Origin of the sequence: Hyphomonas sp. CACIAM 19H1 (assembly GCF_003325995.1) — a bacterium.
In the GTDB taxonomy this organism is placed as follows: domain Bacteria; phylum Pseudomonadota; class Alphaproteobacteria; order Caulobacterales; family Hyphomonadaceae; genus Hyphomonas; species Hyphomonas polymorpha.
This window is the reverse complement of sequence record NZ_CP016437.1, coordinates 4,041,581-4,063,499: the sequence shown is the minus strand read 5'-3', so window position 1 is coordinate 4,063,499 and position 21,919 is coordinate 4,041,581. Positions and strand designations below refer to the sequence as shown.

At 63.4% G+C, this 21,919-nt stretch carries 24 protein-coding genes and 1 tRNA gene; 16 read left to right on the top strand and 9 right to left on the bottom strand.

Annotation, left to right across the window (positions count from 1 at the left end; genetic code table 11):
* Nucleotides 1-113: 113 nt before the first annotated feature.
* Nucleotides 114-1,214, bottom strand: a complete 1,101-nt coding sequence (locus tag BBF93_RS19320; protein ID WP_035597512.1) for a Zn-dependent alcohol dehydrogenase — start codon at nt 1,212-1,214, stop codon at nt 114-116.
* Nucleotides 1,215-1,299: 85 nt separating this feature from the next.
* Nucleotides 1,300-2,121, bottom strand: a complete 822-nt coding sequence (locus BBF93_RS19315) for a helix-turn-helix domain-containing protein (RefSeq protein ID WP_114106939.1) — start codon at nt 2,119-2,121, stop codon at nt 1,300-1,302.
* A 113-nt stretch (nt 2,122-2,234) separates the two neighbouring features.
* Between BBF93_RS19315 and BBF93_RS19310 the strand changes: the two genes are divergently transcribed.
* Nucleotides 2,235-2,663, top strand: a complete 429-nt coding sequence (locus tag BBF93_RS19310) for a hypothetical protein (protein ID WP_162786643.1) — start codon at nt 2,235-2,237, stop codon at nt 2,661-2,663.
* Between the two features lie 10 nt (nt 2,664-2,673).
* Here BBF93_RS19310 and BBF93_RS19305 read toward each other — a convergent pair whose 3' ends face one another.
* The 3 genes from BBF93_RS19305 to gluQRS all read right to left on the bottom strand — a co-directional run bounded on the left by BBF93_RS19305 (nt 2,674) and on the right by gluQRS (nt 6,102).
* A complete protein-coding gene (locus BBF93_RS19305; protein ID WP_114106937.1) occupies nt 2,674-4,260 on the bottom strand; it encodes an alkaline phosphatase in 1,587 nt (528 codons plus the stop codon).
* Between the two features lie 67 nt (nt 4,261-4,327).
* Complete coding sequence (locus tag BBF93_RS19300; protein ID WP_035597524.1) at nt 4,328-5,260, bottom strand: DMT family transporter; 933 nt, start codon at nt 5,258-5,260, stop codon at nt 4,328-4,330.
* Nucleotides 5,257-6,102: a tRNA glutamyl-Q(34) synthetase GluQRS gene (gluQRS, locus tag BBF93_RS19295; protein WP_035597527.1), complete on the bottom strand. Its 846-nt coding sequence runs from the start codon at nt 6,100-6,102 to the stop codon at nt 5,257-5,259. Before gluQRS ends, BBF93_RS19300 begins: the two co-directional genes overlap by 4 nt.
* A gap of 80 nt (nt 6,103-6,182) precedes the next feature.
* On the opposite strand from gluQRS, the gene BBF93_RS19290 reads away from it, so the two are divergent.
* A complete protein-coding gene (locus BBF93_RS19290) occupies nt 6,183-7,244 on the top strand; it encodes a hypothetical protein (RefSeq protein WP_114106936.1) in 1,062 nt (353 codons plus the stop codon).
* Nucleotides 7,245-7,267: 23 nt separating this feature from the next.
* Here the strand turns inward: BBF93_RS19290 and msrA are convergent, their stop codons facing one another.
* A complete protein-coding gene (msrA, locus tag BBF93_RS19285) occupies nt 7,268-7,918 on the bottom strand; it encodes a peptide-methionine (S)-S-oxide reductase MsrA (protein ID WP_114106935.1) in 651 nt (216 codons plus the stop codon).
* Nucleotides 7,919-8,036: 118 nt separating this feature from the next.
* On the opposite strand from msrA, the gene BBF93_RS19280 reads away from it, so the two are divergent.
* Nucleotides 8,037-8,124 (top strand) — tRNA-Ser (locus BBF93_RS19280).
* A gap of 53 nt (nt 8,125-8,177) precedes the next feature.
* Here the strand turns inward: BBF93_RS19280 and BBF93_RS19275 are convergent.
* Nucleotides 8,178-9,005, bottom strand: a complete 828-nt coding sequence (locus BBF93_RS19275; protein ID WP_114106934.1) for a phosphate/phosphite/phosphonate ABC transporter substrate-binding protein — start codon at nt 9,003-9,005, stop codon at nt 8,178-8,180.
* Nucleotides 9,006-9,142: 137 nt separating this feature from the next.
* On the opposite strand from BBF93_RS19275, the gene BBF93_RS19270 reads away from it, so the two are divergent.
* Together BBF93_RS19270 and BBF93_RS19265 are read left to right on the top strand one after the other, a co-directional pair.
* A complete protein-coding gene (locus BBF93_RS19270) occupies nt 9,143-9,622 on the top strand; it encodes a DUF3592 domain-containing protein (RefSeq protein ID WP_114106933.1) in 480 nt (159 codons plus the stop codon).
* Entirely contained in the window at nt 9,619-10,404 is a 786-nt protein-coding gene (locus BBF93_RS19265) for a hypothetical protein (protein WP_114106932.1), read from the top strand. Before BBF93_RS19270 ends, BBF93_RS19265 begins: the two co-directional genes overlap by 4 nt.
* Nucleotides 10,405-10,771: 367 nt before the next feature.
* Here BBF93_RS19265 and BBF93_RS19260 read toward each other — a convergent pair whose 3' ends face one another.
* A complete protein-coding gene (locus BBF93_RS19260) occupies nt 10,772-10,996 on the bottom strand; it encodes a hypothetical protein (RefSeq protein WP_114106931.1) in 225 nt (74 codons plus the stop codon).
* Between the two features lie 217 nt (nt 10,997-11,213).
* Here BBF93_RS19260 and BBF93_RS19255 point away from each other — a divergent pair, with 217 nt between their 5' ends.
* The 6 genes from BBF93_RS19255 to BBF93_RS19230 are packed head-to-tail and all read left to right on the top strand — an operon-like array spanning nt 11,214 to nt 16,513.
* Nucleotides 11,214-11,855 carry a phosphoribosylanthranilate isomerase gene (locus BBF93_RS19255; protein ID WP_035600956.1) on the top strand — a complete coding sequence of 214 codons (642 nt, stop codon included), beginning with the start codon at nt 11,214-11,216 and terminating at the stop codon, nt 11,853-11,855.
* Between the two features lie 38 nt (nt 11,856-11,893).
* The gene (trpB, locus tag BBF93_RS19250) at nt 11,894-13,105 is read left to right on the top strand and encodes a tryptophan synthase subunit beta (protein ID WP_114106930.1); all 1,212 of its coding nucleotides are present in this window, start codon (nt 11,894-11,896) and stop codon (nt 13,103-13,105) included.
* Nucleotides 13,102-13,422 carry a divalent-cation tolerance protein CutA gene (gene cutA / locus BBF93_RS19245; RefSeq protein ID WP_114106929.1) on the top strand — a complete coding sequence of 107 codons (321 nt, stop codon included), beginning with the start codon at nt 13,102-13,104 and terminating at the stop codon, nt 13,420-13,422. Before trpB ends, cutA begins: the two co-directional genes overlap by 4 nt.
* Nucleotides 13,423-13,424: 2 nt before the next feature.
* Nucleotides 13,425-14,252 (top strand): tryptophan synthase subunit alpha, encoded by an 828-nt coding sequence (gene trpA, locus BBF93_RS19240; RefSeq protein WP_114106928.1) that lies wholly within the window; start codon nt 13,425-13,427, stop codon nt 14,250-14,252.
* Between the two features lie 30 nt (nt 14,253-14,282).
* Nucleotides 14,283-15,263, top strand: a complete 981-nt coding sequence (locus BBF93_RS19235) for an acetyl-CoA carboxylase carboxyltransferase subunit beta (protein ID WP_114106927.1) — start codon at nt 14,283-14,285, stop codon at nt 15,261-15,263.
* On the top strand, nt 15,260-16,513 hold the full coding sequence (locus tag BBF93_RS19230) for a folylpolyglutamate synthase/dihydrofolate synthase family protein (RefSeq protein ID WP_114106926.1): 1,254 nt from the start codon (nt 15,260-15,262) through the stop codon (nt 16,511-16,513). Before BBF93_RS19235 ends, BBF93_RS19230 begins: the two co-directional genes overlap by 4 nt.
* Nucleotides 16,514-16,519: 6 nt before the next feature.
* On the opposite strand, the gene BBF93_RS19225 is transcribed toward BBF93_RS19230, so the two are convergent.
* Nucleotides 16,520-17,578 carry a type I restriction endonuclease gene (locus BBF93_RS19225; protein WP_114106925.1) on the bottom strand — a complete coding sequence of 353 codons (1,059 nt, stop codon included), beginning with the start codon at nt 17,576-17,578 and terminating at the stop codon, nt 16,520-16,522.
* 198 nt (nt 17,579-17,776) lie between these two features.
* Here BBF93_RS19225 and BBF93_RS19220 point away from each other — a divergent pair, with 198 nt between their 5' ends.
* The 5 genes from BBF93_RS19220 to BBF93_RS19200 all read left to right on the top strand — a co-directional run bounded on the left by BBF93_RS19220 (nt 17,777) and on the right by BBF93_RS19200 (nt 21,916).
* A complete protein-coding gene (locus BBF93_RS19220) occupies nt 17,777-18,523 on the top strand; it encodes an electron transfer flavoprotein subunit beta/FixA family protein (protein WP_035600975.1) in 747 nt (248 codons plus the stop codon).
* Complete coding sequence (locus tag BBF93_RS19215; RefSeq protein WP_114106924.1) at nt 18,523-19,452, top strand: electron transfer flavoprotein subunit alpha/FixB family protein; 930 nt, start codon at nt 18,523-18,525, stop codon at nt 19,450-19,452. Before BBF93_RS19220 ends, BBF93_RS19215 begins: the two co-directional genes overlap by 1 nt.
* 137 nt (nt 19,453-19,589) lie before the next feature.
* The gene (locus BBF93_RS19210) at nt 19,590-20,333 is read left to right on the top strand and encodes a TMEM175 family protein (protein WP_035600979.1); all 744 of its coding nucleotides are present in this window, start codon (nt 19,590-19,592) and stop codon (nt 20,331-20,333) included.
* Nucleotides 20,334-20,437: 104 nt separating this feature from the next.
* Nucleotides 20,438-21,316 carry a 3-hydroxybutyryl-CoA dehydrogenase gene (locus BBF93_RS19205; protein ID WP_035601076.1) on the top strand — a complete coding sequence of 293 codons (879 nt, stop codon included), beginning with the start codon at nt 20,438-20,440 and terminating at the stop codon, nt 21,314-21,316.
* A gap of 117 nt (nt 21,317-21,433) precedes the next feature.
* Complete coding sequence (locus tag BBF93_RS19200) at nt 21,434-21,916, top strand: thermonuclease family protein (RefSeq protein ID WP_051612690.1); 483 nt, start codon at nt 21,434-21,436, stop codon at nt 21,914-21,916.
* Nucleotides 21,917-21,919 lie beyond the last annotated feature (3 nt).

The following is a 21,919-nucleotide window of genomic DNA, read 5'->3' as shown; positions in this document are numbered from 1 at the left end:
CAGCGCAGCAATCTGGGGACGTGCAAAAGCTTTCCGGTGCTCAATTGCCGGTCAAAATGCGCCGCCGCTCGCCGGCCGGGTTGGCGGGAGCGGCGGCGCCATGAGTGTACGGATCAGTTCAGGACAACCACCTGCCGCGCGACCGAACCCTTGTTGTCCAGAAGGTTCTGCATCGCCCCGGTGATGCCCTCAAGGCCGATGCGGTCGGAGATCAGGTCATCGAGGTGGAGCTTGCCCTGCTTGTAGAGGTCGATGAGGCGCGGGAAGTCCACCCGGAAACGGTTGGACCCCATCACGGCGCCCTGAATGCGTTTCTCGGTGACGAGAAGCTCGATGCCGGGGATCTCGATGTTCACGCCGGGCTGGATCATGCCGATGACGGTGGCGACGCCCCGCGGGCGGAGCATGTGGTAGGCCATCTCGGCGGTCTGCTTGGCGCCGACGCATTCGAAGGAATAGTGGACGCCGCCCTTGGTCAGCTCCTTCACCGCCTCAATGGCATTGACCTTGGACGGATTGACGACATCCGTTGCCCCGAAGCGGGTGGCGAGCTGGAGTTTCTGGTCCGACAGGTCGACCGCGATGATGCGGCTGGCCCCGGCAATGGCGGCGCCGTTGATGGCGGCGAGGCCAACCCCGCCGCAACCGATCACGGCAACCGTGGAGCCGGGCTCCACCTGGGCCGAATGGAAGACCGAGCCCACCCCGGTGATGACGCCGCAGCCGATCAGGCAGGCGCGGTCCATCGGCATGTCCTTGTCGATGGCGCACAGGGTGTTCTCATGCACCAGGATCTGTTCGGCGAAGGAGGAGAGGTTCAGGAACTGGCCGACCTTTTCCTTGCCGATGGAGAGGCGCGGATGTTCGGTGACGCTGCGCTGGAACAGCTCACGGTTCACCGTGTGGCAGACGGACATATGGCCGGTGAGGCAATACTCGCAGGTGCCGCAGAAAGGCGAGAGGATCGAGATCACATGGTCGCCCGGTTTGACGGCTGTGACCATCGAGCCGACCTGCTCGACCACGCCGGCGCTTTCATGGCCGAGGATCACGGGCAGCTCAGCGGGGAAGGCGCCGTCCCAGAAGTGAACGTCGGAGTGGCAAACGCCGATGGCCTTCAGGCGGACCAGCACTTCGCGCGGTCCCGGCTTGGAGATCGTCACGTCTTCAATCGACAACGGCGCTTTCGGCGCCCGCATCACGGCGGCTTTCATGGTCTGGTTTCCTCCCGGTCTTCTTGTTTGCGGCAAGTGTCGCGCAAGGCAGGCGTTTTGGCCAGAGTGACGCGAGGGGAGGGGATCAGCCGGAAAGGCTTGCGGCCAGCGCGGTTACAGCGATGCGGGTGGCGTCATCGGCGGGGAAGAGCAGCTCCAGCCGCAGGTCGCGAATGGTGACGTCTTCGCTGGTGCCGAAATGGGCAATGGTGGAGAGGAAGCGCAGCGCGCCGGAGGGCGAAGCGAGGGTAAGCGGGACGATAGGGCTGCGCCGGGGCAGGCTATGAGACAGGGGATGGCGGAGCGCCGCTGCCTGAAGGCGCGCGGCGAGCCCGGCGAGCACCGGGTCATCTGCCGCTTCGAGCGCTTCAAGCTGAATGCGGCTTTGCATCTCGGCGATCATTTCGGCCAGGTTGACGATCACGCCGCTGGCGGCAGCGTCACTGGTGAGCAGGTGGATGAGATTGGTTTCATCCGCGCTTCCCCCGGCTCGAAGCCCGGCTAGCAGCGCGGTGGCCACCGGGCTTGCCGCCAGCACATTCCAGTGCCGGTCGCAGAGCAGCGAGGGCCAGGGCGCGTGCCGGGCCATCATTTCGGAGAGGATCTGCCGGAACGGGCCAAGCGCTTCGGAGGTGAGCGGGGAGGCGGGATATATGGCGGCATAGCCGGCGGCCTGAAGCAGGGCGTTCTGCGCGCTCAGCGGCAGGAGCAGGCCTTCGGCCAGCTGCAGTACCATCTCCCGGCTGGGATTGGCGCGGCCGGTTTCCAGGAAGGAAAGGTGCCGGGCAGAGATGTCACATGCCAGCGCAAGGTCGAGCTGGCTGAGCCGCCGAGCGGCGCGGAAGCGGCGCAGCTGGCCGGCAAAGCTTGCAGCATCGGGCAGGGGTGTTGGGGCGCGGTCCGGCATCGGCCTGTGATGCCACTGCCCGGAAACGGCGTCCATGACCTGCGAGGTAATTGCGGCGGCTACGCTCGCCGTCGCAATCTGGCGCCATCAAAAATGTCGTCAGGGAGCAGACAATGAACGGAGCATGGAAAAGCTGGATGGTAGCCTGGTGCGGCGGGGTGATCCTCTTTGGCGCGGTGCTGGCCGGCGGCGGCTTGCCCGCAACCGATGGCGCCGTGACCTTTCTCTACAACCTTCTGGGCGGGCTAGCCCCCGGCGCGCTGAACCTTGACGCGCCCGGCATGCGCTTTTCCGTCGCCCTGATGGGGGCGGTCACCCTCGGCTGGGGGCTGACGATCCTGCTGCTGCTGCCCGCGATCCACGCAGCGGGCGCGCCGGCCTGGCGCGGCCTGACCCTCGCGCTGGCCGTCTGGTATGTGATCGACGGCGCCTTGTCAGTGGCAACCGGTTTTGCGCTCAACATCGTGCCGAATACGGCGCTGGCCGTCGCCTATCTGGTGCCCGTCCTGGCCAGCGGCGCTCTGCGCCCCGCTGGCCGTTGAGGGGCGGGGCTTATTCGTCTGCCGGCGCCGGGATCAGGCCGATGGCGCGGCCCATGATGTGGAAGAGTTCGTTCTGCTCGATCACGCCCGAGACAAGATTTGCGCCGGGGCCGGAGGCAAAGGCGGCAACGTCTTCCCCGCCATGGGTTTCCGAATAGAGGGGCACGAGGGATTGCTGGCGGAAGTCAGCGGCCATCGTGTCGACATTGGTGAGGTCATAGCGCTTGCAGTCATAGACCGGCTTGCCCTCGGCATCGGTGCCGGTTTCGCGGCAGGCGCCGGGGCCGTTGGCGTAGGAGAGGGTGGTGTAGGGCATCCCGTCTGCGCCGAGCGATCCGCCTTCGGCCGATGTGCCTGCGGTGACGAGCCCGAGGATCGGATTGCCGCGCTGGGGATAACCGTTGATCGTCAGGGTGTGGGAATGGTCGGCGGTGACGATGATCAGCGTGTCTTCGCGGCTGGTCATTTCCAGCGCGGCGGAGATGGCCGCATCAAAGGCGAGGGTATCTTCCAGCGCGCGGATGGCATTGCCAGCATGGTGGGCATGGTCGATGCGGCCGCCTTCCACCATCATCACGAAACCGTCCGGGTTCTGAGAAAGGCGGGTGATGGCGGCGCGGGTCATTTCTTCCAGCGAAGGTTCGCCGGCCTTGTCCTGCTCGCGGTCGAGTTCGTATTGCATGTGGGAGGGCTCGAACAGGCCAAGCACTTTCACATCGGAGGTGAAGTCCGCCGCGTCAAAGCCGGCGCGGTCAACCATTGTCACGCGCGCGCCGCCTTTGGCGGCCCATTCTTCCATAAGATTGCGGCCATCGGCGCGGTCGCCGGTCTGGTCGGCATATTCCGGGTCCGGCGTTTCCTTCGGCAGGAATTTCGAGCGGCCGCCGCCGAGGATCACGTCAAAGTCGCTGGCGGCGCCTTCGATCAACTGGCGGGCAATGTCCTTGCAGGTGTCGGAAGAGGCCCCGCGCATGTCGCTGTCGGCTTCCCAGTTGCGATGGGGCACCTTGGCATAGGTAGAGCCCGGCGTGGCATGGGTGATGCGGGCGGTAGAGATAACGCCGGTGGCCAGGCCTGAGCGCTGGGCGATCTCGAACAGCGTATCGGCTTCCGTGCCCGGCACGCTGGCGCAATTGCCGAAATTGGCGGCGCTGGAAACGCCCAGGAAACCGGACTTGGTTTTCAGGCCGGAGCTCATCGCGGTGGCGGTCGCTGCCGAGTCCGACACCTGATAGTCGTGGCTGTAGGTCTTGGAGAGCGCTGACCAGGGCAGGGTCTCCATCGCGAGGTGGAAGCTTTCTCCATCCACGCCAGCAGACTGGCCGGCATAGATGCGCGCAGCCGTGATGGTGGAGATGCCCATGCCATCGCCAATGAAAAGGATCACATTCCTGGCCGGTTTGAGGCCGCGTTCGGCGATGCGGGTGTCGACGGTGGTGGCGGCGGATTTGTAGTAGCCGTCATCGGCCTGGATGGGCAGGATCGGCTTGTTTCCGGAAGAGGCGCGGGTGGAGGGCGCGGTGCTGGTGGCGACCGCAGCGGCGCAGGCGGCAGCCAGAGCAAGCGTGGAGACAAGGGCAACAACGGCGAGGCGCATGAGCGGCTCCTTCAGGCGATGATCACATTCCCCGCGCTTAGCCCAATCATGTGACAGTTGCGAGATGTTATGCCGGGCGCGGCGTTCTTTCGCGCTGCGCCAGCCAGACAGCGACCAGGATCGTGGCAGCGCCTGCCGCCTGCAGAGCGGTCAGCGGCTCATCAAACAGCTTCCATGCGATCGCTGCGGCGACCACGGGCTGGGCCAGAACGAGGATGCCGGCGACGGCCGTGTTGGTCCAGCCGAGCCCGGACACGATCAGGCCCTGACCCATGACATGCGCGACGAGGGCGAGGACCAGCGGCACGATGAAGCCATTTGCGGTCACCGGCAGAACGCGTTCGCCCGCCAGGTTCACGATGATGAAAGCAACCACCGATTCCACGACGCTGAGCCAGAAGATGGCTTCGATGCCGCTGAGATTGCGGCGGCCAAGCTTGGAGAACATCATGTAGCCTGCGACGAAACAGGCTGCGCCGAGCGCAAAGAGATCGCCCTTGAGGCCGCCGGTGTGTAGCGCCTTGCCGCCAAGGGACAGGGCGGCGGCTCCGGCGATGGCAAGGCTGGCAGCAAAGAACCAGTGCATGCCCGGGCGCTCCTTCAGGAACAGCCAGGCGACCACGCCGACGCCGATATTGCCCAGATTGACGATGAAGGTGGCGTTGGAAACGCTCGTCATCGTCAGGGCCCAGTGCCAAAGGGCGATGTCGATGGCGAAGAAGGTGCCCGCCAGGATGATGAACTTGTTGGGTGGCCGGGGCAGGCGGCGGTGGATCAGCAGCACCAGGCCGAACAGGATGGGCGTGGCAAAGATATAGCGCCACATGGCGATGGCCTGAGGGCCAAGTTCGTTGCCGAACTCCTGAATCCCGATGCGCAGGCCGATGGGCGCAAAGCCGATGGCAACGCCTCCGCCAAGCACCATAAGCGGGCCAAGCCAGCTGCGCGCGGGGGGCAGGGAACCGGAAGGGGGCGCGGCGGCCAGGGGAGTTTGTGTCATGCGGGCGCTGTCATGGCCCGAATATCTTCCGGCGTCATCCCCTCGGCGCGGTACTCGGCCAGACTTTTATCAGCATTGCGCTTGGAAAGCTTCTTTCCGTCTGCGCCCAGAAGCAGCGGGTGGAAGCGGTAGACCGGCTGGGGCCAGCCCATCAGCGCCTGCAACATGGCGTGAATGGCGGTTACCGCGCGCAGATCTTCCCCCCGGACAACATGGCTGATGCTCTGCAAGGCGTCATCATGGCAGCAGGCGAGGTGGTAGCTGGCGGGAGTATCCTTGCGGGCGAGCACGACATCTCCGAAACGCGACGGGTCGGCAGGCACGCGCCTCACGCCTCCGGCGGTCTGTTCCTGGTAAGAGAGGGTCTCCCAGCGCGCGCCGAGGGCAGACCGCGCCGCTTCCAGAGACAGGCGCCAGGCGAAGGCCGCGTTATGGGAGAGGCGTTCGGCTTCATCAAACGGCGACAGCGGGCGGCTGACAAAGCCCGCCTCGTCCGGGTCCGCCCCGGCGGGCAGGCTGGCGGCAATTTCGCGCCGGGTGCGGAAACAGCGATAGATGAGGCCGCGAGCCTGAAGTGTGTCCAGAGCGGCACGGTAGTCGGAAAAATGATCCGACTGCCGCCGCACCAGCCCTTCCCAGGAAAGACCCAGCCAGCAGAGGTCTTCCACAATGCCGGCTTCATATTCGGGCCGGCAGCGGGTTTGGTCGATGTCCTCAATTCTCAGGTAAACCCTGCCGCCTGCCTCGGCTGCAGCAGCCCAGACATTGAAAGCCGACACGGCATGCCCAAGATGAAGGCGGCCAGTGGGCGAGGGGGCAAATCGCGTGATATAGTCGGGCATCGGCGGCTTGTAGCGGTGTTTCCCTGTTGCAAGAAACTGGCAGGAAACGTATCGCCTTGAACCAGATGAGGTAAACTCTGATGTCGATCTCAGCGTGGGCGAAATCTGCAGAAACCTGGCTCATGACGCATGTGCCGGGCGCCGACTGGTTAATGCTGTTTGGCGCGGCCATGGCTGTGGTGACTGCCTTGCTGGTGCTGGCCTGGGTATTGCGGCTGGCAAACCGCGCCATCAATACGCTCTCGAATGAAGGCAAGGCCCGCGCCGCCCGCCTCAGCAAGACGCCGGGTTTCCGCATCCTGATCGCCCCGCCCGTCAAGGACCGCCCTGCCGGCAAATGGTTGCAGGCGGCCCTGTCGCAATATCTGCCCACTTTCAGTTTTGGGGCGCCGTTCAGCCTGGTGGCGATGGGCCCGATCAAGGGCGGCCTTGAAAGCCGGTCGGTTGCCCGCGCCCGCAAGCGTATGGCCACCGCGGACGCTGACATGTTCCTCTGGGCCAGCCGCGCCGGGAATGGCGAGCGGGGGCTGGAACTGCATGGCCTCAGCCGTGGCGGCGGTCTCTCTCCGGCAGAAGCGCGCCTCTTTACCATTGCCCTGCCGGGCGCCCGCAAGGTTCGCGACGATGATCTCGCCCGCGCGGCCGCCTATCTGATTGCCAAGCAATTGCAACCTGCGCTGAGTGATCCGCAGGCCTTCCGGGCCGAGAAGATCCGCCAGCTTGCGAATGACCTGGACAGCCTGCTTGCTGGCGAGCCGCCGATTTCAGCCACGCTGCGGGCCGAGATCGAGGCAGATTTCTGCGCCTCTGGCGTGCGCGTGGCCGAGGAGCTGGGTGATGTGACGGCCCTCGACAAGGTGATCGTCATGCGCCGCAAGCATCTGGAAGCGGCCAGCGAGACGGCTGATACCGGCCGGGTGATCCAGGCGCGGCTGGAGCTGGGCCGCGCCCTGATCGTGCGGGCCGAGAAGCAGTTCGACCAGAACATCGTGCGCGAAGCGATCGCCCAGCTGTCTCAGGCGGTTGAGGGCCTGCGGGCAGACCCCATGATCCTGCGCGCCCAGTCAGCGTCTGACGCCCTGTTCAAGGCCCAGTCGATGATCGAGTCGCGCAAGCGTTTCTCGCTGAACTTCGGTTCCTGATCTGAAGCTTCAAAGGCGCAGGGTCAGGCCCTCTGGGGCAGGGGACAGCTGACGCCGGTGCCGCCAATGCCGCAATAACCGTTGGGGTTCTTCGCCAGATATTGCTGGTGATAGTCCTCGGCCAGATAGACCGTATCGAGCGGTTTGATCTCGCTGGTGACCTTTTCCCGGTGGCCGGCGGCGGCGAGCGCCTTTTCGTAGTCGGCGATCATCTCCCTGGCGGTCGCCTCCTGCTCGGGGGACAGAACGTAGATGGCCGAGCGGTATTGCGTGCCGATGTCATTGCCCTGGCGCATGCCCTGAGTGGGGTCGTGGCTTTCCAGGAAGAGTTTGACGAGGGCGGCAAAGCTGACCTCCTTGGGGTCGAACTGCACTTCCACGATCTCGGTATGCCCGGTGCGGCCGGAGCAGACTTCTTCATAGGTGGGGTTGGGCGTGATGCCGCCCGCATAGCCCACGCGGGTCAGCCAGACGCCGGGGGTTTTCCAGAAGATGCGCTCGGCGCCCCAAAAGCAGCCCAGCCCGAAGATGGCCGTTTCAAAGCCTTCGGGCGGCGCAGCCGTCAGCGGGCGGCCGAACACGAAATGCGTCTCTGCCGTGGGAATGGCGGCCGCGCGGCCCTTCAGGGCAGTTTCGGCAGTCGGCAGGTCGAGGTTTTTCTTCATGAAGAACATGGGCCGGGTTCCTTCTCTGGCCCCGGATATGGGGATTGATGCGTTTTCTGGCAATCACACGCTTGCGGGGCGGCGGGTCATCCGTTATCTGGCTCGCTTCCAGCTTACGGGCCGGAATGGAGAGGTGGCCGAGTGGTCGAAGGCGCACGCCTGGAAAGTGTGTAGACGGCAACGTCTCCAGGGTTCGAATCCCTGTCTCTCCGCCAGCCATTTGCCGGCTGATATCAGTGAGTGGGTAGCTGGGCCGGGTGCCACTTAATTAGTGGGACGTGAACGGCGCGTAGACCGCTTCGTCATAAGGCCGAAACCGCTCAGCGCCTTCCGTCTCCATCCAACCCTGGGCGAGCGCCTCAGCCGTTGCTGCTGCGGCGGCGTCGAGCAATGCGTTGCCAATAGCGGCGCAGGGGACTGCCTCCCTTTCACGGCAAATGACCGGGCCAGGGGGCAGCGGGTCGGATCGCCACAGAAGACGCAGTGTTTCAGCGCGGGCGGGGTCACTTTCCTGCAGGCTTCGCCAGGGGTTCTCGGCCAACGCGGCGATATCGGCCTCGCCGGCAAGCAGATACTCAAGGGATTTGTCGTGCGTGCCGGCATGAAGCCGCGCCGCGAAGTGGGCAGGTGTCACGCCAAGTTCGCGCAACTGGGCGGCCTGAACCAGCGCGCCTGATGTCGAGCCGGGCAGCACTTCACTGTAGCGCAGGGTTTCCGTCCGCGCTGAGAGGTCGGCGAGACCCGAAATACCCGTATCGGCCCGCGTCAGAAGCACACCCCGATAGCGATCAAGCACGGTTGGCGGCGTATCGAGTACGGCAATCGCGTTCACACCGGCGCAGTCGCGCATCGTTACCCAGGCTCCGAGATTGGTCATCGCCACATCCACCTGCCCGGCGCAGACCGCGTCTGAAAGGGCGTCCGGGGTATCAAACAGCACAATCTTCACGGGGCGTCCGGCCGCATGGCCGACAACATCGGCCATCGGCGCCAGTGCCACGCTGCGGTCGAATGCGGGATAGCTGTAGGAGGCAACCACCAGCGGCGGCTCAGGAGCCGAATGGGCGAGCAGAACACAGAGAAAAGCAAAGATCATGGCCAAGCCTATCGCAGGCCGCAGGGGTCAGCAATCTGGCTCGTGATCCGGCAGGCCAATCCCAGGTTGAGGTCATCCGCCTCTTTTCAATGTATCCGGAATGCGGCAGCTAGGTTCCAAGCCATGTGGGGACGGTCATGCGCTGGATATTTGTGCTGATGTTTGGCGGGCTGGGGGCGATGCTGGTCTATGTCGGCGTCACCCAGTATTTCAGCCAGAAGCGGATTGCGGCGAATGCGCGCCCGATTCAGGTGGAGATCATCCGGTCGGATGTGACCCGCTCGGAGTCCAAGGATAGAGATCGCAGCCTGACACGGAGCACGTCCACCATCAGCTGGTTCCCGAATGTCCGCTTCCGCTATGTCGTGAACGGAACAACTTATGAAAGTGACATGCTGCGTCCGAACATCATCGGAACGAGCTATGCTTCACAGGCTGAAGCGGCCGCAGTGATTGCGCCCTATCTGGTTGGGGCAAAAGTGCTCGCTTATGTCGATGACCGGCATCCGGACAAGGCGTTCCTGATCCTGGAGGAGGGGGCAGGGCCGGTGGTGTTCATGCTGGTTGGCCCGCTGGCGCTGGCCGCTGCCTATCTGGCTTTCCGATTTCTGCCATGACCTATCCCCGGCGCCGGTTTGGTTCGCTTTCCCTGGAAGTTCCGCCTGGCCTGTTTCCGGATGACGAGGCACCCGAAGGCTTCGCGGCGGCCCTGACGGCGGCGATGCCGGCAACGCTGCGTATCCGGATGATCGCCCTGGACGGCGCGCCGGATCTTGCTGAAGTGCTGCGGGGGCGGGCAGGGGGCGGCCCGCCCCGGCAGGTTTGCGCCATGGGGGAGGCGTATGTGTGGCCGGGGCTTTCAGCGGCGATGGAAGGGTCGCCGCGTCGGACCGCCTATGCTTTCGAAAGCAAGGGGCAGGTCTGGTTTGGCACGCTCAGTGTACCCGATGATCTCTGGACTGACTATGCGCCTTTTCTTGAGGGGGTGATGCTGTCGCTGGATATCGGCAAGCGGCCAGCGCCCAGCGTGCCGTTGTTTGCGGGGGCGGGCGTGCCGGAAGTTTCGCAGAGGACGGTTCTGCCGGATCCTGTTGAGGGGATGCGCCAGCGCCTGGCGGAGATGGGGGAGGAGACCGTTCGCCTTATTCTGGCTTTGCGGTTTGACGAGGCGGAGATGAGGGTGCGCCAGATCGACAGCGACATATATGGCGCCAATGCGCTGGCCGATGCGTATGAAGCGGCGCTGCATCAGAGCCCTTCAGACCAGAACATTCTCGATCGCGCGGTTTTCTGGGCAGAGCACGCCTTTCCCGAGCCGCATACGGATATTGAGGCAGAGGCATATCGGACGGGCGCAGCGGCGCGCGTGGCGAGACTGCGGAATGTTTTCCGGGTCTGAGGGGGGGGGGGCAGAAGCGGCCCTTCTTCTGAACCGGCCCTGCGGCCAGGGTCCAGATGAGAGCGCCGATTGCACGCCGGTGCTGGAAAGAGAGCTGTGTCAGGCAAGAGGGAGGCAGACGCGGTCTGCCTCCATGTATTAGGGGTGATCAGCGCGGTTTTAGGGGTTGATCCTTGGAGTCCTTGGAAGGTTCGTCCTGTTTGGGTTTGGATTGGCCCTTGGGGCCGGACTGATCTTTCTGGTCGGGCCCCATCTTGGCCTTTTCCGGCTGGGGCTGGCCTTTCGGGGGCTTCGGCTGGGGTTTCTCCGGCTGGAGAAGGGGAGAGTAGACCCATCTCTCCGGCTTGCCGGGCGGGGAAATGGGGGCCTAGTCGCCGGTGACGGCGTAGATCTGGACTTCGGCGCCGAGCAGCAGGATTTCGATGACCGAATTGCCGGTGCCGGGGCCACCGCGGACATTGACCTTCTCCGACTTGATGTAACGGGGCCCTTCGGGGGGAGGGCCGGGCTGGGCATGGGCTACGGCGCTGAAAGCGATGAGGGCGGCCAGGGCGCTGGCGGCGAGGCGGGCGCTGAGACGGCGTGTCAGCATGGGGATAACTCCTGTCAGTCTGGGCCGGAAACTTGGCCATGTGATCTGGCCTCCGGGGGGATGAGGCCAGCAGGGAAAGGCCTAGGGGTGAGCCATGTCAGGGCTTTGCCGCGGGATGACCAAGAGCAGCGCGCCCTGACATATCTCGGGCATAAGTAAGGCGGGGCGGCGCACGGGCCCCGTGGACGGGAGGCGCGCGCTGGCGTAACGGGCTCTTATGGTGACGGTGAAGATCTGCGGGCTTCGGGACCCGGATATGGTGGCGTTCGCGGCCCGTGAGGGTGCGGACTGGATCGGGTTCAACTTTGTGCCGCAGAGCCCGCGTTATGTGACGCCGGAGGCGGCAGCGACACTGATGCTGCGGCTGGGCAAAGCGGTGCCGGTGGCGCTGATGGCTGACCCCGATGACGCGCTGGTGATGCAGATTGCCAGGCTGGGCTTCCCGGTCCTGCAATTGCACGGGCAGGAAACGCCAGAGCGGGCAAAAGAAATCAAAAGCCTGACAGGACGGGACATCTGGAAGGCTTTCGGGGTGCGCGAGCGGTCAGATCTTGGACAAATCGGGACGTTTCCGGACATCGACGGACTTCTGGTGGACGCCAAGGCCCCAGACGGGGCCGCTTTTGGCGGGGGCCATGGTCAGGCGTTCGACTGGTCGATCCTCAAGGGCTGGAGCGCGCCGAAGCCCTGGCTGCTGGCGGGCGGCCTGACGCCTGACAACGTTGCTGAAGCCCTTCGGCAGACCGGCGCGCCGGGCGTTGATGTGTCCTCTGGTGTTGAACGTATCCGGGGGCTAAAGGACAGGGAACTCGTCCGCGCGTTTATCCGCGCGGCGAAGGGAAGACCGGACCAGCCCTGAGCGCGCTCATCGCGCAGCGGGGATCAAAGGATAGAGTAATGGACCTGCGCAATACCTGGGATCAATGGCCGGACGCGAATGGCCGGTTTGGCGAGTTTGGCGGGCGGTATGTGGCCGAGACGCTGATGCCGCTGATCCTTGATCTGGAGCGTGAATATCGCGCGGCCAAGCAGGACCCGGCCTTCAAGGCAGAGATGGACGACCTGTGGACCCATTATGTGGGCCGCCCGTCGCCGCTGTATTTCGCCGAGCGCCTGACCGAGCATTTTGGCGGGGCGAAGATCTATTTCAAACGCGACGAGCTGAACCACACCGGCGCGCACAAGATCAATAACTGCCTGGGGCAGGTGCTGCTCGCCCGGCGGATGGGCAAGAAGCGGATCATCGCCGAGACGGGCGCGGGCCAGCATGGCGTGGCCACGGCAACCATCTGCGCGCGCTTTGGCCTCGACTGCGTGGTGTTCATGGGCGAGACCGATGTGGAGCGCCAGAAACCCAACGTGTTCCGCATGCGCCTTCTGGGCGCGCAGATCGTGCCGGTTTCCTCGGGCACGGGCACGCTGAAGGACGCCATGAACGAAGCCCTGCGCGACTGGGTGACGAATGTGGACGACACCTTCTACTGCATCGGCACGGCGGCAGGCCCGCATCCCTATCCGGAGATGGTGCGTGATTTCCAGTCGATCATCGGCAAGGAAGCGCGCGCGCAAATCCTGGAGCGGGAAGGGCGCCTGCCGGACGCCGTGATGGCGTGCATCGGGGGCGGGTCCAACGCCATTGGCCTGTTCCATCCTTTCATCGAAGATGAAGGCGTGCGCCTTATCGGCGTGGAAGCCGCTGGCCATGGCATCGAGACGGGCGAGCATGCCGCGGCCCTCAATGGCGGCAAGCCGGGCATCCTACATGGCAACCGCACCTACCTGCTGCAGACCGACGACGGCCAGATCATCGATGCGCACTCGATCTCTGCGGGCCTTGATTATCCCGGCATCGGGCCGGAGCATGCTTTCCTGCGCGATATGGGCCGGGCCGAATACCTGTCGTGTACGGATCAGGAGGCGCTCGATGCCTTCCAGCTCTGCACGCGGCTGGAAGGCATCATCCCGGCGCTGGAGCCCTCGCACGCGATTGCGCGCGTGGGCGAGGTGGCGAAAGAGCTCGGCAAGGACGGCCTCTTGATCCTCAACATGTGCGGGCGCGGCGACAAGGATGTGTTCTCCGTGGCGAAGGCGCTGGGGGTGGATGTATGAGCAAGCTGCTCCTTATCCGGATTACCTGTCCTTCGCGGCGTGTGGCGGAGGATATTGCTGACGCCGCGCTTGAGGCGCGCCTGGCGGCCTGCGCGAACCTGGAGGGGCCGGTTACGTCCTCCTATCGCTGGAAGGGCGTGATCGAGCAGTCGTTCGAGTTCATCCTCTGGTTCAAGGCGCCGGAAGCCAATTGGGCGAAGATCGACGACATGGTCCAGCGCCTGCACCCCTATGATGTGCCCGCGATCGTGGCGATGCCGCTGACACATGTAAGTTCCGCCTACGAAGCGTGGGCGATTGAGAATACGGAAAGCTGACCATGGGCCGGGAAAGAATTGAAGCCGCCTTCGCACGGGCGAAGGGCGAAAACCGCGCTGCGCTTGTCACCTATCTGATGGCGGGCGACCCGAGCCTTGAGGAGAGCTTCAAGGCGCTGTGTGCCCTGCGCGATAAGGGCGCCGACATCATCGAGCTCGGCGCGCCGTTCACTGATCCGATGGCGGACGGCCCGGCCATCCAGCGGGCGGGTCTGCGCGCGCTGGCGAACGGCACGAAGCTGACCGATGTGCTGGCGCTGGCTGCGCGCTTCCGCAAGGACGATCAGACGACCCCGCTGATCCTGATGGGCTATGCGAACCCCATCCATTCCATGGGCTATGAGGCTTTTGCCAAGGCGGCCGCAGAAGCCGGCATCGATGGCACGATCATTGTGGACCTGCCGCCGGAAGAGGATGCAGGCCTGCGGGAAATCTACGGGCGCCTCGGCCTGTCTGTGATCCGCCTGGCCACGCCGACGACCGATGAGGCCCGCGCCGCGAAGGTGGCCGACGGGGCCTCGGGCTTCATTTACTTTGTGGCCGTCACCGGCGTGACCGGGGCTGGCAGCGCTGATCCTGCAGCGATTGCAGGGAAGGTGGCCATGGTGCGCCGGGTTTCCGGATTGCCGGTTTGTGTCGGCTTCGGTGTAAAAAATGGTGCGCAGGCCGCAGAAATGGCTAAGATCGCCGACGGGGTGGTGGTTGGTTCGGCTTTTGTGGAAAAGGCGCAGGATGCGCATGAAACTGGAAAGTTTGAGACAGCAGCGCCCGCAATGGGCGAGCTTGCCGGAGAACTGCGCCAAGCGCTCGCAGGCGTGGCCAAAGGCTGATACCGCCGGGAAATCGGGAGACATCTTCAGATGAACTGGATCAACAAGGTAACGCCGCCCGGCCTCAAGACGATGATGTCCAAGAAGGACACGCCAGACGATCTGTGGGTTAAATGTCCCGCATCGGGCGAGCTGATCTATCGCAGCGATCTTGAGCAGAGCTGGTATGTGACGCCGGCGGGCGCCCATCTGCGCATCTCGCCGCGCATGCGCTTCCGCATCCTGTTTGATGATGAGCGCTGGGAGCCGATTTCGCTGCCGCCCGTGCCGCTGGACCCGCTGAAATTCAAGGATGACAAGCCTTATCCGGCCCGCCTGAAGGCGGCCAAGGCCAAAGTCCAGAATCGAGACCTGAAGGAAACCGAAGAGGGCGGAGCCCCGCTGCTGCAGGAAGACTGCATGGTGGCCGCCTATGGCAAGATCGGCGGCGTGCCCGCGGTCGTGCTGGTGCAGGATTTCGACTTCATGGGCGGTTCGCTCGGCATGGCGGCCGGTGAGGCGTTCATTACCGCCGCGCAGCTCGCCTTGGCACGCAAGTCTGCCTTTGTCGTGTGCACCGCTTCGGGCGGCGCGCGGATGCAGGAAGGCACGCTGAGCCTGATGCAGATGCCGCGCACGACGCTGGCCATCAATGACCTGGCCGATGCGAAGCTGCCTTATGTGGTGATCCTGACGGACCCGACTTCGGGGGGCGTGTCGGCCTCCTATGCGATGCTGGGCGACGTCCACATTGCCGAGCCGGGCGCGATGATTGCCTTCTCCGGACCGCGCGTGATCGAGCAGACGATCCGCGAGAGCCTGCCCAAGGGCTTCCAGCGGTCTGAATTCCTTCGGGAAAAGGGCCAGGTGGATATCGTGGTGGACCGCCGGAAGCTGAAGGCGACCGTAGCGCGTGTGCTGGGGCATCTGCTGCCGATGTCGCGCCGCCGGGATGACCGCTCGGCCCTGCAGCTGACGCCGCCGCGCACGCATGCGGAAAAGCCGCCCGAGGCAAAGGGCAAAGCTGATTGAGCGGCAATTCGCCGGCCCTCGACGCGGCCCTGAAGCGGTTCGAAGGCCTTTATCCAGATGTTATCGAGCTTTCGCTCGGGCGCATTGAACGTGCGCTTGAGCGGCTGGGCCGTCCGCAGGACCGCCTGCCGCCGGTGATCCATGTGGCGGGCACGAACGGGAAGGGGTCCACCTGCGCCTTCATGCGCGCGATGGCGGAAGCTGCTGGCCTGAGCGTGCATGTGTTCACCTCGCCGCATCTGGTGCGGTTCAATGAACGCATTCGCCTTGCGGGCAAGCTGGTGGAGGATGAGGCGCTGATCGGCTGGCTGGACCGGACCTATGCGGCGATCGAGGGCGGAGAGATCACGCATTTCGAGGCGACGACGGCGGCCGCGCTGCTCGCTTTTTCCGAAGTGCCGGCAGATCTGCTGATCCTGGAAGTGGGGCTGGGCGGGAAGTATGACGCGACGAATGTGATCGGCGCGCCGGCGCTCTCGGTGATTACGCCGGTGGACTATGATCATGCCGCCTTTCTGGGGACCGACCTTGCCGGGATCGCGGGGGAGAAAGCGGGGATCATCAAGGCGGGCCGCCCGGCGCTGACGGCGATCCAGCAGGATGTGGCCGGCGCCGTGATTGCGGCGCGCGCCGCAGAAGTGGGCGCGCCGCTTTACCGGCTGCAGCCCTATTTTATTGACGCGATGCCGGAAGACATAGCGCTCACCGGGCCCCACCAGCGGGCCAATGCCGCGCTGGCGGCGATGGCGATGCAGCTTTTCGGGAATTCCACGCGGATCAGCCAGGCGGCGATCTTTGAGGGTGCGCGCAAGGCGGTGTGGCCCGCGCGGATGCAGCGGCTGAAGGATGGGCCGGTGACGGCGCTGACCGGCGGGCTGCCGGTGTGGCTGGACGGCGGGCACAATCCGCATGCGGCGCGGGCGATTGCGGCGTATCTTTCCGGTCTGGGGGGCAAGACCGCGCTGGTGACGGCGATGCTGGCGAGCAAGGATTCGGCTGGATTTTTCGTGCCGTTTGCGCCGCTGGGGGTGGACGTGTTCACCTGCCCGAACGCGCCAGGGCACCAGGCCTCGCCGCCCGCCGAACTGGCGCAGGCAGCCTCAAAAGCGGGGCTGAAGGTGACTGCCTGCGCGAGCCTTGAAGACGCCCTGCGCGCCGCCGGCGCGAGCGGAGCCGACCGCGTGCTGATCTGCGGCTCGCTCTACCTGGCGGGCGAGGTGCTCGGCGCGAACGGGGAAGCGCCGGAGTAGTGGGCTTCAGGTAGCGGATTTGTATTTTTCGGCCGTGGCGCAAATACGATCCGCATACCGATAGAGATCAACTGGCGCTTTGACGGCGACCTTTTCCTCAACTTCTCCGTCGAATAGGCCCAGATAGCGCGTGGTAGGGCTATTAAAATACATCCTAAGCAGGGGCCGGCGGTTATTGTTGTCGACGAGAACCCCGCAATATGATCTCTGATCACGGATTACCACGCGAGATGGATCAATCACGCGGGCCGCAATGGCGACGGCAATGCGGAAACCATCCCACTCATCTTCGGTGGTTTCGATTTCGCTTTTTTCCTCAAGGTCAATGTCCTCTTCTGGTGCTTCTGTTGTGTTTTGAAGCAGGGCACTCTTGAGGCGCGCATTAACGCGATCTCGGATTACCTCGCTGACACTGCGCTTCACCAGAGGCGCGAACTCTTGGCGGACATTGGCGGTAAACATGCCATCATAAATCTGGCGGCCGAAGAAAGCGACGAACTCATCGGACGGGTTATCAAACTCATCCTTGAGCCGGGTCTTTAATGCTGAAATGTATTTCAGACGCCTCGCTGTGCTGAGGATTGCGCCCACATCGTATACAGATTTTCTGAAACGGCTGAGTTCCGAGGCGGATGTCGTATCAATGTCGGTGAGGTTAAAGGTTAGGAAAGGTCGCCTGTCCATCCGGTTGGGCTCATCGAGATCTGTATAAAATTCCCAATCGTAACCGTTGGTCAGAACGGCAAACTTGGCATCGGTCACGCTGAAATACCGGTAAAGTTGAGAGGCGTGTTTCAGGTCCAGTGGCGCGTTCGGAGCCTTGCACTCAATCAAGATGGAGATCCGTCCGCCGACGCGAATGGCATAATCAACTTTCTCCCCCTTCTTGATGCCCACATCCGCCGTGAATTCGGGAATGACCTCACTTGGATCAAAAACATCGTATTCCAGCGCCGAGAGCATCTTTAGAATGATCGCCGTCTTCATTGCTTCTTCGGTGAGAAGCATTTGGCGCTGGCTCTCGATTCGCGCTGACAAGTCCTTTAGTTTTTCGTCGAAGCTCATGTGTCTCCCCCTGAGAGCGATTGTATTGTGTCCAACGCGTAGGGGAAAAGAAATGCGTGTCAATCTCCAGGTGTTCGGGCAGTAACCGCGCCAATTTGACCCTGACGTAAGCGTCAAGCCTTGCGCCGAGGGCGCCCTATATGTAGGGACAGCGCACTTTAAAGTGCCAAGAACCGTAGCCAACCTGGGAGCGCCCGCATGAAGGTCCTCGTGCCCGTCAAGCGCGTGATTGATTATAACGTGAAGGTCCGCGTGAAGCCGGACCAGACCGGGGTCGATCTCGCCAACGTCAAGATGTCCATGAACCCCTTCGACGAAATCTCCGTCGAGGAGGCTGTTCGCCTGAAAGAAGCAGGCGTTGCCACCGAGATCGTGGTTGTCTCCATCGGGCCCCAGCAGGCACAGGAAACGATCCGCACCGCCCTCGCCATGGGCGCTGACCGCGGCATCCTGATCAAGACCGACGCCACGGTTGAGCCGCTGGCCGTTGCTAAGCTGCTGGCGAAAGTGGTCGGCGAAGAAAGCCCCGACCTCGTTCTGGTCGGCAAGCAGGCGATCGACGACGATTCCAACCAGACCGGCCAGATGCTGGCCGCGCTGCTCGACTGGCCGCAGGGCACCTTCGCGTTCAAGGTCGAGAAAGACGGCGACGCGCTGAAAGTGACCCGCGAAGTCGATGGCGGCCTGCAGACCGTGAAACTCACCCTGCCGGCAGTTGTCACCGTTGACCTGCGCCTCAACGAGCCGCGCTATGCGTCGCTGCCGAACATCATGAAGGCGAAGAAGAAGCCGATCGACGAGAAGGCCCCTGATGCCTATGGCGTCGATATCTCGCCGCGCCTCACGGTTGTGAAAGTGTCCGAGCCGCCGGTGCGCAGCGCCGGTATCAAGGTTGAAGACGTCGCAACGCTGGTTTCGAAACTCAAGACTGCGGGAGCTGTGTAATGGCCGTCCTCGTAATTGCAGAACATAGCCATGGCGCGCTTTCCGACGCGACGCACAAGGTTGTCACCGCCGCTGCCAAGTTCGGCGGCGATGTGGACGTGCTGGTGGCCGGTGAAAACGCCGGCGCGGTTGCTCCGGAAGCCGCCAAGATTTCCGGCGTGCGCAAAGTGCTGAAAGCCGAAGGTGAGAGCCTGCGCAAGCAGACCGCCGAAGCGATGGAAGCCCTCGTTGTGCCGCTGATGGCAGGCTATGACGCCGTGTTCCTGGCCGCGACCACCACGGGCAAGAACGTCGCCCCGCGTATCGCCGCGAAACTCGACGTGATGCAGATTTCCGAAATCATCGGCATCGAAGACGACTCGACCTTCGTGCGTCCGATCTATGCCGGTAACGCCATCCAGACCGTGAAATCGGCAGACGCCAAGAAAGTCATCACCGTTCGCGGCACGGCTTTCCCGGCAGCTGGCAATGACGGTTCGGCTTCGGTGGAAGACGTGGCCGCCCCGGCTGGTCCGTTCAAATCCGAGTTCGTCTCCGAAGAGATGGTCAAGTCGGATCGCCCGGAACTCGCCGGCGCCAAGCGCGTCGTCTCCGGTGGCCGCGCGCTCGGCTCGTCCGAGAAATTCCAGGAAGTCATCTTCCCGCTGGCCGACAAGCTGGGCGCCGCTGTTGGCGCTTCGCGCGCGGCAGTGGACGCAGGCTATGCGCCCAACGACTATCAGGTCGGCCAGACCGGCAAGATCGTTGCCCCGGAACTCTACATTGCCGTCGGTATCTCGGGCGCCATCCAGCACCTTGCTGGCATGAAGGACTCCAAGATCATCGTGGCGATCAACAAGGACGAAGAAGCTCCGATCTTCCAGGTGGCTGATTATGGCCTCGTGGGCGATCTCTTCACCATCGTTCCGGAACTGACCAACGCGCTCTGATCCGGCCACGATCAGGTCCAGACACATGCAGACGCCCCGGCCAGATGGTCCGGGGCGTTTCTTTTTGGGGGCACGGCCCGCGCCATTGATCGGCGGGGTATTCTGCGTCAGGGTTGCGACATTCTGGGAGGTATCAGATGGTCCGCGATCTGGTTGTCAGGGAATTGGATCATGATCCGCGATTTCGCTGGCGGGGCGGCGCTGTCACCCGGATAGAAAACCTTTCGGACATCGTGTTTGCTCTGGCCTTTGGCATGCTGGTTTCCTCGGCAGCCAGGCCCACAACATTTTCCGAACTGACCGGCCACTTGTTGACGATTGTGCCAGTGGCCGCTGGATTTGCGCTTCTGGTGCTGATCTGGAATGCGCACTTCACCTTTTTCCGGCGATATGGCGTGGCCGATGGGCGGATCATATTGCTGAACTGCGTTCTGCTTCTGCTGGTCCTGTTTGTGGCCTATCCGCTCCGCTTCATCTTCGACAGCCTGTTCGGGGTCATTCTGGCGCAACTGGGAAACTGGGCGGTTCTTGAAGGAACCGGCATAGGCTTCCGGGAGGCCGGGATAATCATGGCCTATTTCAGCTTCGGGTATGCCCTGATCTTTCTGATCATCAGCCTGATGTATGGCCACGCCCTGGGCCGAAGTCAGCAGCTGGAGCTTTCTGAAACCGAGAAAGCCATCACCCGGCAATCGCTCTGGCACTATGGCTGTCAGGCCGGCATGGCGACGGTGACGGGACTGGTGGCGCTGCTGACGCCGGCCGGGCCGATTGCCGGGGCGCTGATGATCCTGATCGGACCGCTGGTGTTTCTGGGTAGCCGCTTCATCAAGACCCCGGCCCTTGCCGGGCATTCGCAAGAGGCAGGCGCGATGCAGTAGGCCTGCAGCAAGTGCCGCAGATCGCAGGTCTGCGCGCAGACTTTGACGCACTGCACAATGGAGTATAACCATTCGCAAAAAACAAAATCAGGATGCAGCAGGATATGACAGAGATTCGGACAGTCGGCGTGATCGGCGCAGGTCAGATGGGCAACGGGATTGCTCATGTGAGCGCGCTTGCAGGCTATGATGTCGTGCTGAGCGATGTTTCTGAAGCGGCGCTGAAAGCCGGGATGGAGACCATCGAGCGCAACATGTCCCGCCAGGTGGCGCGAGAGATGATCACCCTGGACCAGATGCAGACGGCGCTGAAACGCATTCGCCCGTCAGCCTCTGTGAAGGCGCATGAAGCCTCCGACCTGGTGATCGAGGCGGCCACCGAGAAGCGGGAAGTGAAAGAGCAGATCTTCCGCGCGCTCTGCGAGGTGGTGCCTGCCCATGCCCTGCTGGCCACGAACACCTCCTCGATCTCCATCACCCGCCTGGCCTCCGTGACGGATCGCCCGGAGCGGTTCATCGGCCTGCACTTCATGAACCCCGTACCGCTGATGAAGCTGGTCGAGGTGATCCGTGGCCTGAATACCGAACAGAACACCTATGAAGCCGTGATCGGTTACACCAAGACCATCGGCAAGACGACGACCAATGCCGAAGACTATCCGGCCTTCATCGTGAACCGCATCCTGATGCCGATGATCAACGAGGCGGTCTATACGCTGTATGAAGGCGTTGGCTCGGTGGCGTCCATCGATACGGCAATGAAGCTGGGCGCCAACCATCCGATGGGGCCGCTGCAACTGGCTGACTTCATCGGCCTCGATACCTGCCTGTCGATCATGCAGGTGCTGCATGACGGGCTTGCCGATACGAAGTATCGCCCGTGCCCCCTGCTGGTGAAGTTCGTGGAGGCAGGCTGGCTTGGCAAGAAGTCCGGCAAGGGCTTCTATGACTATTCGGGCGATGCGCCGGTGCCCAGCCGGTAGATCTGGTTACCAGATTAACCGTTTTTGTTAGAGATCCTTGCTTTCCGGACAGGTTTCTAAACTTCCGGTTAACATCCTTTCGGCAGGCTCTGCTTCGGGTATTCCGGAGGCTGAGCTATGTTTGTCCGCACACGTATTGTGCCGATTGTCGGAGCGATAGTGTTCATCCTGATGGCGCTGCTCGGGGCACGGTTTGCGTCCGAGAATGCGCAGGCCGCCACTGAGCTTGGCGGAACGGTGTATTGGTCGGACGGGGATTCCGGGCGCCTTTCAGATGGCACGAAGTTTCGCCTGCACGGCGTGGACGCGCCCGAGACAGGGTCCATGAAACAGCGCGGCGGAGCCAAATGCGAGGCGGAGCGGGAGCTTGGCTATGATGCCAAGGCGGCGGCGGTGGAGCTGACGCGCGGGCGGGCGGTAACCGTCAGCCGGATCATGGGCCGGGACAGATACGGGCGCAATGTGGTGACCCTTTCGCTGGAAGGCGAAGACCTTGCCAAGCTGCTGGTGGCGAGCGGCACGCACAAAGCCTGGGATTATGACGGGGGCGCGCCCAAGCCCGACTGGTGCGGTGGGTGGGGCAGTGGCGCGGCTCCGTGAACT

Bases quoted from the DNA above. Each gene is read 5' to 3' on its own strand.
- BBF93_RS19320 (WP_035597512.1), bottom strand. From the start codon at position 1,214: ATGAAAGCCGCCGTGATGCGGGCGCCGAAAGCGCCGTTGTCGATTGAA.
- BBF93_RS19315 (WP_114106939.1), bottom strand. From the start codon at position 2,121: ATGCCGGACCGCGCCCCAACACCCCTGCCCGATGCTGCAAGCTTTGCC.
- BBF93_RS19310 (WP_162786643.1), top strand. From the start codon at position 2,235: ATGAACGGAGCATGGAAAAGCTGGATGGTAGCCTGGTGCGGCGGGGTG.
- BBF93_RS19305 (WP_114106937.1), bottom strand. From the start codon at position 4,260: ATGCGCCTCGCCGTTGTTGCCCTTGTCTCCACGCTTGCTCTGGCTGCC.
- BBF93_RS19300 (WP_035597524.1), bottom strand. From the start codon at position 5,260: ATGACACAAACTCCCCTGGCCGCCGCGCCCCCTTCCGGTTCCCTGCCC.
- gluQRS (WP_035597527.1), bottom strand. From the start codon at position 6,102: ATGCCCGACTATATCACGCGATTTGCCCCCTCGCCCACTGGCCGCCTT.
- BBF93_RS19290 (WP_114106936.1), top strand. From the start codon at position 6,183: ATGTCGATCTCAGCGTGGGCGAAATCTGCAGAAACCTGGCTCATGACG.
- msrA (WP_114106935.1), bottom strand. From the start codon at position 7,918: ATGTTCTTCATGAAGAAAAACCTCGACCTGCCGACTGCCGAAACTGCC.
- BBF93_RS19275 (WP_114106934.1), bottom strand. From the start codon at position 9,005: ATGATCTTTGCTTTTCTCTGTGTTCTGCTCGCCCATTCGGCTCCTGAG.
- BBF93_RS19270 (WP_114106933.1), top strand. From the start codon at position 9,143: ATGCGCTGGATATTTGTGCTGATGTTTGGCGGGCTGGGGGCGATGCTG.
- BBF93_RS19265 (WP_114106932.1), top strand. From the start codon at position 9,619: ATGACCTATCCCCGGCGCCGGTTTGGTTCGCTTTCCCTGGAAGTTCCG.
- BBF93_RS19260 (WP_114106931.1), bottom strand. From the start codon at position 10,996: ATGCTGACACGCCGTCTCAGCGCCCGCCTCGCCGCCAGCGCCCTGGCC.
- BBF93_RS19255 (WP_035600956.1), top strand. From the start codon at position 11,214: ATGGTGACGGTGAAGATCTGCGGGCTTCGGGACCCGGATATGGTGGCG.
- trpB (WP_114106930.1), top strand. From the start codon at position 11,894: ATGGACCTGCGCAATACCTGGGATCAATGGCCGGACGCGAATGGCCGG.
- cutA (WP_114106929.1), top strand. From the start codon at position 13,102: ATGAGCAAGCTGCTCCTTATCCGGATTACCTGTCCTTCGCGGCGTGTG.
- trpA (WP_114106928.1), top strand. From the start codon at position 13,425: ATGGGCCGGGAAAGAATTGAAGCCGCCTTCGCACGGGCGAAGGGCGAA.
- BBF93_RS19235 (WP_114106927.1), top strand. From the start codon at position 14,283: ATGAACTGGATCAACAAGGTAACGCCGCCCGGCCTCAAGACGATGATG.
- BBF93_RS19225 (WP_114106925.1), bottom strand. From the start codon at position 17,578: ATGAGCTTCGACGAAAAACTAAAGGACTTGTCAGCGCGAATCGAGAGC.
- BBF93_RS19220 (WP_035600975.1), top strand. From the start codon at position 17,777: ATGAAGGTCCTCGTGCCCGTCAAGCGCGTGATTGATTATAACGTGAAG.
- BBF93_RS19215 (WP_114106924.1), top strand. From the start codon at position 18,523: ATGGCCGTCCTCGTAATTGCAGAACATAGCCATGGCGCGCTTTCCGAC.
- BBF93_RS19210 (WP_035600979.1), top strand. From the start codon at position 19,590: ATGGTCCGCGATCTGGTTGTCAGGGAATTGGATCATGATCCGCGATTT.
- BBF93_RS19205 (WP_035601076.1), top strand. From the start codon at position 20,438: ATGACAGAGATTCGGACAGTCGGCGTGATCGGCGCAGGTCAGATGGGC.
- BBF93_RS19200 (WP_051612690.1), top strand. From the start codon at position 21,434: ATGTTTGTCCGCACACGTATTGTGCCGATTGTCGGAGCGATAGTGTTC.